The organism is Rhodococcus sp. 66b (genome assembly GCF_002076325.1).
Lineage (GTDB): Bacteria > Actinomycetota > Actinomycetes > Mycobacteriales > Mycobacteriaceae > Rhodococcus_F > Rhodococcus_F erythropolis.
This window is the reverse complement of record NZ_MUZB01000012.1, coordinates 173,926-186,501: the sequence shown is the minus strand read 5'-3', so window position 1 is coordinate 186,501 and position 12,576 is coordinate 173,926. Positions and strand designations below refer to the sequence as shown.

The 12,576-nt window shown below is 64.4% G+C and carries 1 protein-coding gene; it reads right to left on the bottom strand.

The genetic code is table 11. From position 1 onward, the window contains the following. Positions 1-18 precede the first annotated feature (18 nt). The gene (locus tag B0E55_RS22610; protein WP_241896123.1) at positions 19-12,480 is read right to left on the bottom strand and encodes an amino acid adenylation domain-containing protein; all 12,462 of its coding nucleotides are present in this window, start codon (positions 12,478-12,480) and stop codon (positions 19-21) included. Positions 12,481-12,576: the final 96 nt, after the last annotated feature.

Here is a 12,576-nt window from a genome sequence, read left to right as displayed (position 1 = left end):
AACTGTGTGGTTTTCAAACTATGTGGCCGTGCGTTTCGACAAATGGCTGTCGAGCAGCGGGGCAATTGCCGCCCACCCGGCTGGGGTCACCAATCCGGCGTGGTCGTACGGCAGATGGTGTACTGCCATGTCCCGGTCCCCGCGGACTCTGCGCCAGCGATCGGCCAGCAGCTGTCCGGACGCCTCGGCGTCGGCGGTGATCAGAGTAACCGGTCCGTCGTAGGTTGTGTCAGTCGAGCGGGCCACGAGCAAACGAGTGGCATCAAAACCCGCCCGAACATCCTCGACCAGTCCCGTTGCCTGAGTGAGGATCTCGGGTGGCAGGGCGGCGGCCAGATCTCGGTCGTCGGCATCGTCGCGACCGCGATCGTCACGATCTCCCAGTGGATGAGTATCGATCAGACCGGCGAACTCCACCCTCTCGCCGATACCGACCAGCTGAGCCGCCATCGCGGCAACGACGTTGCCACCGAACGAGTAGCCGAGCAGGTGGTACGGCCCGCTCGGCTGAACGCCCCGAATCGTGTCGACGTACATCGCTGCCAGTTGGTCCACGTTCGTCGGTTCGAGTGGCTCACCGGCAACTGTGGGAAGTTGCAGGCCGAACAGTGGACGGTCAGCCTCGAGGACACCGATCAAAGGTGCAAAGGGCCAAGCGAATCCACCGGCCGGATGCACGCAGAACAGTGGTTCTTCGCTGCCTTCGGCTCGGAGTGTCAGAAGGCGATCGCGACTTAAATCGATTTCGGACGCCGACTCGCCAAGGTGTGCTGCAAGTTCTGCAACTGTCGGACGGGCCATCAGCGTTCCCACACCGACGCTCACCGACAGGTCATGCTCCATCTCCCCCACCAGTCGCATGGCTCGAAGCGAGTCGCCGCCGAGATCGAAGAAGCTCTCGTCGGGATCGACGGCCTCGACGCCGAGTACCCGCGCAAAGACCTGGCACAGTTGCCTTTCCATCTCGGTTCGCGGTGCTCGGGCCGCTGCTCGGGCGGGGGGTGCCGGCAACGCACCGCGGTCCAGTTTTCCGTTGGGCGTCAGCGGAATCGAATCCACGACGACGATGTCCGACGGAACCAGGTGTGCCGGTACGCGTTCCCGCAACGCAGCTCGCAGATCGGTTGAATCAGCGCCGGGTTCTTCGATGACGTACCCGACCAGTCGCGGCGGCCCACCGCCTTCGCTACGGACTGACGCTGCCGCTCTCAACACTCCCGGCAACGACGCCAGCGCGGATTCCACTTCACCCAATTCGATCCGAATGCCTCGGATCTTGACCTGATGGTCTGCGCGACCCAGATATTCGAGTTCGCCGTCGCGGCGACGCAGAACGACGTCACCCGTGCGGTACATGCGGTGACCGACCGAGTAGGGATCAGCGACGAATACGGAAGATGTCAGCGCGGTCCGGTGAAGGTAACCCATCGCCGTTCCGTCACCGGACATGTACAGCTCGCCCGCCGCTCCGATCGGAACCTCCCGCAGCCCCGAATCGAGTACCCGCGCGGACGCGTTCAGAATCGGACGACCCAAGCACGGTGTCTCGCTCCCCTGAACCGGGGATCCCATCGCGTTGATCGTGAACTCCGTCGGCCCGTAAAGGTCGTACCCGTCGACACCGTCCTGATCGCGCAATCGCGACCACAGTTCGGCAGGTACAGCTTCTCCTCCGAGCATCACCAACACAGGCGTCCGCTCCCCGTCGAGGAGACCGGCGGCCATCAGTTCCCGTGCATACGAGGGGGTTACATTCACGACGTCGATACCGACTTCGCGGTAATGCTTCACCAGAGACGCGGGGTCCAGTCGCGCCTGCTCGTCGATCACGTGAACTTCATGCCCCGCGAGCAACCAGAACAGTTCCTCCCACGACATGTCGAACGAGAACGAGACTGTGTGCGCGATGCGCAAACGTCGGCCACCCACACTGTTTTCGGTCGGAGTGAAGATCTCGGCCTTGTGATTGTGATACATCGTCGTCAACCCGCGGTGACCCACCACGACGCCCTTGGGTTTTCCGGTACTGCCCGAGGTGTAGATGACGTAGGCAGGCTGGTCCGGTGAGGTCGGCCCGCACACCGCGGCCTCGTCGACTACAGGTGCCGGGGACTGCCCGTCGAGTACCCCGGTTACGTCCGGGTCGTCGAGGACCAGACATACCTGTCCGTCCGAAACAACAAGGTCACGCGTCTGAGTCGTGGTGATCACCAGCGCCGCATCGCTGTCGAGGATCAGTTCGCGCAGGCGTGCCGGCGGGTGAGCCAGATCCAAGGGAAGGTATGCCGCTCCGGTTCTCATGACCGCGAAGATCGCTACGACGTGATCGGCGGTACGCGGAAGTGCGAGCGCCACAACACGGGTCGATCCCGCGCCTGGCACCGACTGCCCCAGCGCCGAAGCGAGTATCCGTGCCAGCCTGTCCACTCGAGTGTTCATCTCGGCTGCGCTCAGTGTGACGTCTCCGAAGACCAGCGCCGTCTCGTCCGGAGTTGCCGCTGCCCTTTCGCGGAGCAAGGCGTCCACGCTACCGCCGGCCTGGTCCGGCCGCGGCATCACAATGTGCTCCGAAGCGAATTCCGCGGGGGTGCGCGAAAGCGGAACCGCCGTGTCCGCCACCGTGGCGGTATCGGAATTCGCCATCACTTCGAGGATCGTGATGGTGCGTGAAAGAACGTCCCGAGCCACGTCGTGGGGAATCAGGTCGGGACGATTTTCGAGAGTGAGCGCCATCGGCGCATCCCCGACCCCCGGATCCACGTCGAGCGTGAGCGCATAGTGGGTGCCGTCCACTGCGTCGAACCCGACGATTCCACTGCGCCCGAACGTGTCTCGACGTGCCTGTTCGTCACGAGGCGTGTTGCGGAAGACGTAGAGCGTGTCGAACAGTGTTGCGAACCCAGCGCTTCGCTGTACGTCGCCGAGCCCGAGATGGTGATGCCCCAGCAGCGAACCCTGTTCACGGAACAGGCGTCCGAGCAACGCCGAGATCTCCTCGCCTGGCCGGACCCGGACACGCACGGGAATGGTGTTGAGCGCCAAGCCCACCATGCGGTCGGCGCCCTCGACCTCGGGTGAACGTCCCGAAACCGTCGATCCGAAGACCACGTCGTCACGCCCCGTCACGGCGCGCAATGCCAGGCCCCACGCCGCAGAGACGACGGTGGACAGCGTCACTCCGCTACGTCTGGCCAGCTCGCGAACGTGCTCGGTGATGCTCTGTTCGAGCTGAACGCGGGTGAACACCGGCAACGGAGCGCGTCCGCCTGATCCCGTACCACCCACGAGTGTGGGTTGCTCGAGATCCGCGAGGTAGTCCTTCCAGGACGAGAGGGCGTCCGTGCGATCCGCTTCGGCGATCCATCGCAGGTGATCACGGAAGTCCGCAGGCTTGTCGAGCGCGCCGTCGAGTCCAACCGGGTCCGTGCCGTGAGTGCGAGCAAACTCGTAGAGCGCAAACAACTCCGCGTACATCAAGGTCTGCGACCAACCGTCGGTCAGCAGATGGTGCTGAGTGAAGACGAGATGCGCTCCCCCACCCGGTAACCAGACCAGCACCATTCGAATGAGTGGTGGTGCATTCAAGTCGAAGAGCGTGCCGAATTCAGCCTCGTCGACGGCGCGAACCTCGCGATCGATGTCCTCGGTCGCAACTGCGCTCAGATCGATCTCGCGGAAAGGCATTTCGGCTGCCCTGGGCACGAACTGCACCGGAGCGTCGAAACCGGCGTGTGTGAAGCCGGCCCGCAGGTTCGGATAGCGCCGCAAGAGCGCATCCCCCGCTGCTCGGAGTGAGCGAACGTCGACGGCAGCATCGGCGGAGAACTCGAATCGCGGCTGCATGTGATAGACATCCGTACCGCCGGCGCCGTCGAGAACCGACTGGAAGTACATGCCTTCCTGCAAGGGACCGAGTGGCAGCACGTCCTGCCAGCCCGGGCTCAGCGACTCGAGCCGTGCCCGACGATCCGCATCGACGGCTACGAGTGGACTCGGCACACGATCCGGCGCGGTGTCGGGCAATGCCTTTCGGTCCACCTTGCCGTTGAGGGTGAGCGGGAGTGCTTCGAGCACCGTGATGCTCTGCGGCACCATGTGCTCGGGGAGCAGCCGCGCAATCTCCTTGCGCACCAGTACCGAATCGAGCGTGGTTCCACCTTCGGGAACCACATATCCGTGCAGACTTCCGGTACCCGCCGCATCGACACGGACGGTGGCTGCCGCGCGGAACACACCGGCCACCGATCCGAGCGCGCCTTCGACCTCGCCGAGCTCGATGCGGAAGCCGCGAACCTTCACCTGATCGTCCGCACGACGAAGGAAGTGCAAAACCCCTCGCCTGCGTCGGACCAGATCGCCGGTGCGGTAGAGGCGTGCCCCCGGTAGAGAAGGATCGGCAACGAACCGAGCTACGGTCAGATCGGGGCGATTCAGGTATCCGCGGACCACCTGCGCACCGCCCAGATACAGCTCGCCCGCAACGCCTTCCGGAACCTCACGCAGGTCGTCGTCGAGGATTCGCACGTGCACGTCGGTCCAGGGCTGACCGATCGTGACTCGGTCACCGGTTGTGATGACCGAAGATGTCGCCCACACCGTGGCCTCGGTGGGTCCGTAGACATTCCGGACCGAAGCAGCGTTGGCCACCAGATCGTCAGCCAGATCCTGCGGGAGGGCTTCCCCTCCCACCAGGGCTCGCACCATGGCGAGTCCGGATGCGTTCTCGTGTTCGGTGACCACTCGCCACAGCGCCGGCGTTGCCTGCATCACTGTCGCATCGCTTGCGATGATCAACGCCGACAACGCATCCGGATCGCGAACCGTCCTGCGGTCTGCGATCACGACAGTCGCGCCCGCTGCGAGCGGGCACAGCAACTCGAGTGCGGCGATGTCGAACGACACCGTTGTCACCGCGACGATGCGATCGCCCGGCCTGATCCAGCAATCCTCGAGTACCGTGTCCGCGAAGGCCGCGAGGTTGCCCGTCGAGACCATCACGCCCTTGGGGCGACCCGTCGAACCGGAGGTGTGGATCATGTAGGCGAGGTGATCGCCCGCCGCGGGCGGTGAAGGAAGCACAACACCCGAGTTGGTGAACTCACCGTCCACGAAGACACTCGTGGCGACCGTCGACGGAAGTTGCCCGGCGCTGTCGATACTGGTCAGGACACACACCGGAGCCGCGTCCTCGATCATGAACTCGAGCCGCTCACTCGGGTAGTCGACGTCGAGTGGCAGGTACGCCGCACCAATACGCAGTACCGCGAGCAGTCCGGCCACCAGATCCGCATCTCGATCGAGCGCGACGGCGACTACCTTCTCGGGTCCGGCGCCGGCCGCGAGAAGTTCGCGGGCCAGCTCGTCGACGCGCGCCGACAGTTCCCTGTAGGTAATTCCAACCTCACCGGAGACCACCGCGACGTCGTCGGGGTGACGGCTGACGTGTCGAGCGAACAACTGCGAGATCCCCGACGGCGGCGTCGCGCGTCGTCCCGGATCGCGATCCGACTTGCTTTCCGACAATCGCAGATCCGCGACGACAGTGCTGTTTTCGTGACCGAGGACCGCGATCACACCGTCGAGCAATGCGTCCGCAGTCGCGGCGTCGAACAGCCCGGCATCAACCGTCAATCGAAGTTCTGTTGCGGTTCGGACGAATTCGAGGTCGACGCTCGCTCCGGGCGAGTGACCGACACGGGCAGCGAACAGACTGCTGGTGGGACGCCCGAGTAGATCGGCGATTCGGTCCAGGCTGACATCAGAATGCGCAAGTGCCTCAGATACAGCGTTTTCGACTCGTCGAACGACATCGGCAATTCGCGGCCGACCGGACAGATCGACCCGAATCAGGCTGTCAGTCCCTTCCGAGAACAGTCCGACCGCAAGGTCCCGACCGCCACCGAAGCCGTTCAGCGTCGCCGCCACTGCGGCCAACAGCACCGCGTCGAATCCTGATCCGTCACCGAACCGAGCATCGCGTAGCTGACGAACGTAGGTGTGCGGGCGGTACTCTTCGCCGCGCGGGCGATCGTAGGGAAGGTCCGTTTCTAGGGGCAAGCCCGCGAGCGTGCGAACCCAATACCGCTCGTGATCAGGATTTCCCGCCGCTGCCGGGGCGCGGAACGTCGCCACGGTCACGGCGGGTCGATCGACGACAGCAACCGAATCCGGCGAGAACTTCTTCTGATCGACGCGTGCGGCCACGGCAAGACCGAGGGGGGTCGGGGTGTCGAAGACATCGGAGACGACGACGCGAATTCCCAGCTTCCGCAGACTTCCCACCAACCGCATCGCAGTGAGCGAGTGACCGCCGAGAGTGAAGAAATTGTCACCCGGATCGACGTCGGGAATCTCCAACACCGTTGCGACACAGGCGCACACTGCATCGACGACCGCTGGATCGACATCGATCGCTTGATCAGACGCAGCCGCCTTTTTCGTGACAGCCATATTTTTCGTGACAGACACCGCATCGGCAACGGACGCTGCCTGTCGGACAACCGTGAGCACCGCGGATGCGGGAGCTGTCGGCTCGGTCAGCAACCCACGCAGGATCTCCGCGAGCCGGGTAACCATTCGCTGCGCCGTGGTTTCGGAGACAACTGCCGGATCGTGATACAGAACCAGATCCAGACCGGTGCTCGGCGGCGCCATCAACGTCATCGGATAGTGCGTGACTCCGCGGTTGGTGAATCCCTCGACTCGAAGTGTGTGCGATGCAGGCTGTCCCGCACCGGAGTTCGGGAAGTTCTCGAACACCAGGAGCGTGTCGAACAGTTGACCGATCCCGGCGATGCGTTCGATCTCGGCCAAACTGGTGTGCTCGACGTCCACGATGTCGAACTGCGCGTTCTGCAGACCGACGAACTGATCCAGCAAGGGCTGATCCGCGACGATGTCGAGGCGGGCCGGAATCGTGTTGCTGAACAACCCGACCATTCCCTCCACCCCGGAGAGTTCGGCAGGTCGGCCGGACACCGTGGCCCCGAACACGACGTCCCACTGCCCCGTCGCTTCGGCGAGCGCCGCTGCCCACGCACCCTGAACCAGGGTGTTGACCGTCAGCGCACGCGCACGACCGAGTTCGATCAGCGCTTCGGCGTCCGATGTCGCGAGAGGAACCTCGAGCGCGACGGGCACACTTCGCGGCGCCCCTGCGTCGGCAACGAGAGTCGGCGCGGTGAGCCCACGCAGACGCTCACTCCACACTGCGCGGGCAGAGTCCTGATCACGGCCGGCGATCCATGCCAAGTAGTCGCGATACGGCGTCGGCGCAGGAAGGTGCGCATCGCCGTCGTGGTAGACGTTCATCAGCTCGCGCAGGACGATCGGAGTCGACCACCCGTCGGTGAGCAGGTGATGCGCATTGAGGACCAAACGGTGCACCCCGCCGGGCAGCCGAATCAGCAGCGCACGCAGCAGAGGCGGTGTACTGACATCGAAGACGTAATCGGCGGCCTCGTCCTCGAGCTGATCTGCAGAGCGGAATGCAGTGTCAGCTGGAACGGAGGTCAGGTCGACCGAACGCCACTCGACTTTTGCACCGCGCGGAATGATCTGAACGGGCCGTTCGAACTGCTCGTAGTGGAAAGCTGCGCGTAGGTTCGGGTGCCTGTCGATCACGGTCTCGAACGCGTCGGCCAACTTCACCTCGTCCAACGGGCCGGAGAGGTCGAAGCGTGCAGTAAGGGTATAGACGTCTGCTTCGCCGTCACGGACCGCGTGGAACAGGAGGCCTTCTTGTAGCGGCGACAGCGGAAGTACATCGGCAAGCGGTCCGTGGACGGCTTCGAGTTCGTTGATCCCGGCTTGATCGACCACCGCGCCCTGGCCGAAGATCGTCGCCGAGCAATCGGAAGGCGTCAAACCACCCTCGAAGAGCGCGGCATGCGCGGTCAGTGCAGCGAGCGCACGTTCCCAATGCTCTTGCAGCTCGACGATCGTCGCGGCGTCGAGCACTGAACCCGCCGCAGTCCATTCGACTGCCAGCGTCGTCGAGTCGTCCTCTCGGACAAATGCGTTGAGCGCCAGCACTTCCGACATTGCCTTGCTCGCCGGTTCGATGACCGCGAATGGATCCTGCTCCGGCAATCGCCATCCGGTTCCGGGTAGGGACGGGAAGCGGCCGAGATAGTTGAGCAACAGTTCAGGTGTAGCGCACGCGGAAAGGTCAGGTGCGGTGTCGCGATCCAGATGCCGCAGAACTCCGTAGCCGACTCCACCTCCGGGTACGGCGCGTTTTGCTTCCTTCACCGCACGAAGCAGATGCCCGGCAGCCGCTCCGCCGCTCAGTGCGTCGGCAAGATCGTCTGCGGTGAGCAGTGCATCGGTGGGAACCCGGACGGGGAACTCACTGGTGAACCACCCGATGGTTCCGGCGAAGTCGGTGTCGCTGGTGAGCGCGTCGCGGCCATGGCCTTCGACGGTGACTGTCTGCGCGGGCAGGCCGATGAGGCCGCGGCCGTGCTGCCATGAGCGCAAGGCAAGCATCAAACCCGCGAGAAGCACTTCGTCGGCCTTGGCTCGATACGCCGCCGGAAGCGTGGTCAACAGCGCGTCGGTGACAGCCGGGGGTGCAACAGTTGTCGTGCGAGAGGCGGTTGCGGTGAGGTCGACTTTCGGGTCGAGACGACGACTGCCGATCGGCTCGTCGTCCGCCTGTACCGACGCGGACTTCCAGTACTCGAGCTCCGATGCCATGCTGCCCGAGGTCCCGAATTCTGCGAGCAACCCCGCGTATCGGCGCCACGAACTTCCACCAGCACCCAGCCGGGCCGACCTACGCTCGCGCGCTGCATCGGTAGCTTCGTGGAGGTCTGGAAGCAGAATTCGCCAGGACACACCGTCGACGATCAAATGGTGAGCCACGACGATCAAGTGGTCGGGTCGACCGGCCTCGGTATTGACCAGTACGACTCGCAGGAGTTCACCGGCGCGTGGGTCGAGACTCGCCGCCGACGCCTCCGCGAGCTCTCTGATCCGGGACGGGTCGGAGGTGTCGGACACCTCGTGAACGAGCCCCTCGCTGCGCACCGCGCCGACGTCTCGGACGATCAATTCGGTAGTGCCGCTGTCGTTGTCACGGCGCAGGAGCAGACGTAGAGCGTCATGGTGATCGAGGATCGTCTGCACGCCGGACTGCAGGTCGCCCAGCGAGAGGCCGTCGTCGATGCGCACTGCGGTCCACTGCGCGTAGCCCGCGATTGCCTCGTCTGTCGGATTCTTGTCGATCAGTGCCCGAACGATCGGCGGAGCGATCACGGTGCCGGTCGCCACGTCCGCAACCGAGGCTACGGCGTCGGCGTCATCGGCAATCTCACGCGCCGCAGCGGCGATGGTTCCCAGATCTCGCTGTGCAAGTAGCTCTTTCGGAGCGACGACCAGTCCGCGCACCCGCAGGCGACTGCTGACACTGATTGCCGTGATGCTGTCACCACCGAGGCCGAAGAAATCCTCGTCCACGCCGACGCGCTCGCGGCCGAGCACCTCGGCCACCACGTCGCAGAGGATTTCCTCGTGCGGTGTCGATGCAGCGCGACCTTCCGATTCGGTAGCCGGCGCAGGTAGTGCCGCACGATCGAGCTTTCCGTTCACCGTGACGGGTAGTTCGTCCAGAACGACGATTGCGGCCGGAACCAAATGATCCGGTACGCGAGCGGCGAGATCTCGGCGCAATTCTTCCTGCGGCGGAAGCGTCGTGCCGGCGGCGGCTACAACGTAGCCGACCAGGCTGGGCCGTCCTCCATCCGTACGGATCAGCGCGGCGGCCGCGCCGATTCCGGGCACCGATCCGAGAACAGCCTCGACCTCGCTCAACTCGACGCGATGTCCGCGGATCTTCACCTGCTTGTCGCTACGACCGATGAAGTCGTATCCCCGCCCGGGTACCCAGCGCGCGACGTCCCCGGCGCGGTACATCAGATCTCCCGGAGCCCCGAAAGGATCTGCGACAAAACGCTCGGAGGTCGCGCCGGCGCGACCGAGGTATCCCCTGGCCAATTGCGGTCCGGCCAGATAGAGCTCACCTCGTTCGCCGTCGGCGACCGGTTCGAGCGCGCTGTCGAGCAGGTACGCGCGGGTTCCCGCGAGCGGGTACCCGATACGCGGTCCGGCACCTTCGACCGTGGTCGCGATCGCGTCGACCGTCGTTTCGGTGGGGCCGTACAGGTTTCGAGCGGGAACACCGGATTCGATGATTGCGTCCCACAGTGCGGGCGGTGCCGCCTCGCCGCCCACGACGAGGAGCTGCAACCGCTGCGTACGCAGCAATCCGTTGTCCACCATCGCTGCCGCCATCGACGGCGTCGTGTCGACCACGTCGACGCAATCTCGCTCGAACGCCGCGACCAGGGCAACGGCGTCCTTCTGCAGTTCTTCGTCGTATACGTGCACCCGATGACCACACAGCAGCCACAACAGCTGATCGAGAGACGCGTCGAAGGCGAACGACGCCGTATGCGCGGTGTGCAGTTGCCGGTTTCCGACGCGCGCGGCCGTGTCCCGGTAGATGGTGGCGCGGTGATGGTGAAGCAGGTGCGCCAATCCACCGCTTCTGACCAACACGCCCTTCGGCTTGCCTGTCGATCCCGAGGTGTAGATGACGTACGCCAGGTGATCGACATGCCGCGCCGTCGCCAGTTCACCGAGTTCGAGTGGAAGCTCGGAATGGGCACGGAGTTCTTCGCGCACTGCGGCGGAATCGAGTACGAGCGGGTCGGGTCGAGAATCTCCGACGAGTTGCTCAGCCAGTGTGGAAGTGGTGAGCACGACCTTCGGTTGCGCGTCGTCGATCAGATCCCGCAATCGCTCGGCCGGGTGCTGCGGATCCAGTGCCACGTACGCTGCGCCAGCGTTCAGTGTCGCGAGCAGAGCCACCACCATCTCGGAGGTACGCGGAAGTGCAAGTCCGACAATGTCGTCCGGGCCGACATCGCGAGCCCGAAGCAACCGGGCGAGCTTGTGGACGCGGCCACCGAGTTCTGCGCCTGTCAGACGTTCCTCGCCGCACACCAGGACCGTGTCATCCGCATGATCGGCGACGATGCGGTCGAAGACGTCCGGGACGAGGGCGACGGAGCCGGGCAGCGGTGCAGTTTCGCGGCCGGCGAGAATCCGCGCAGCTTCGGGTGCCGGCATCATCTGCACCTGTCCGACGGCAGGGTCTCCCTCCCCCACCATCGCGTTGACGATGCTCACGAAACCGGCGAGGCGACGCTGAACCGAATCCCGAGTGTTGGTACGCGCGTCCACTTCGAACCCGAGGAGAACTTCGCCGTCCGCGATGGGAGTGACCGTCAAACCCAGGTCCTCCGGCGGCCCCCCGGCGACGTTACGCAGTACACCCACAGCACCGGCGAAATCGAGGGCGAAGTCGAAAGCCTTGAGATTGATTCCGATCCCGTGAAGCAGTGCGCCGGTGCCGGCGACGCCCAGGTCCCGAGCAAGATTCTCACCGCGGTAGCGCTGGTGTGCGCGCAGGCTTTTCATCGTGGCGGCCACCTGCTTGCTCAGGTCACCGAGTCGATCGTGGCTGCGAATCGTCAACCGGAGAGGCAGAACGTTGACTGCCATGGCCGGGGTCTTGAGTGCCGTGCGCCCCACGCGCGCCATGAGTGGCATCGCGATGACAACATCCGTCTCACCGAGCAACCGGTGGAGAAACGCGCCGTAGCAGGCGATCAGTGCCTCGGCCCACGTTGTTCCCGTCGCGTCTGCCACCTCTTTGAGGCGGCCGAGGGCGTCGGCACTGATGACCTCGCGAACCTGGATCGTTCGTTCCGCTGGACCGGTGACCTGCTGGCCCCGTCCGTCCAACGCGGGCAACGGCGTCAGGACATCACGCCAGTAGTCACGATCTTCGACGAACTGGTTGCCCGCCCGGTACGCCTCGTCCTCGGCGACCAACGCACTCATCGAACCGAATCGCGTTGGCGCGACCTCGGTTCCCTTCTTCGCGGCCGTGTAGTGCGCGGCGACTCGGCGCGAAATCATTGCTGCGCTGTATCCGTCGACGATCAGGTGGTGATAGAGCTGAATGCACCAGATCTCGCGATCGGAGAGCCTGATCAGCGAGTACGTGTAAAGCGGGCGCTCCACCATCAGACGGCAGTACTCGGACGCCCGGCTGCGCTCGGCGTCGACCAGTGCGTGCGCCACGGCTACGGGATCGCGCTCGTCACGGACGTCGGTGATCGGGATGATGCCAACCGGCTCGTCGGAGATGTACTGACGCGGGCCGTCCGCCGTCTCGATCATCCGCAGCCGCATGGTTTCGGCTTCGCCGATCGTCGCCCTGATGGCGGTCGTCAGACGTTCGGTGTCGATCGGTTCGTCGCCCGAGATTTCGAGCACCTCACCGACGAGATAGCTCCGAGATTCGGGATCAAGCCTCTGTGCGTTCCAAATCCCGAGTTGAGCTCCTGTGAGAGCAAACGTAGCTTCGTTTGCCGCTCCGGAGTTCGAACCTGGAAGAACGCTCACACTGATCCCCTCGTCTGTGGACACACGTCACCCAAGGGTGACCTAACGTCGTTTTGGGTAGCCTAAACTAAATGTCGATGAATCGGGGAATCCGCC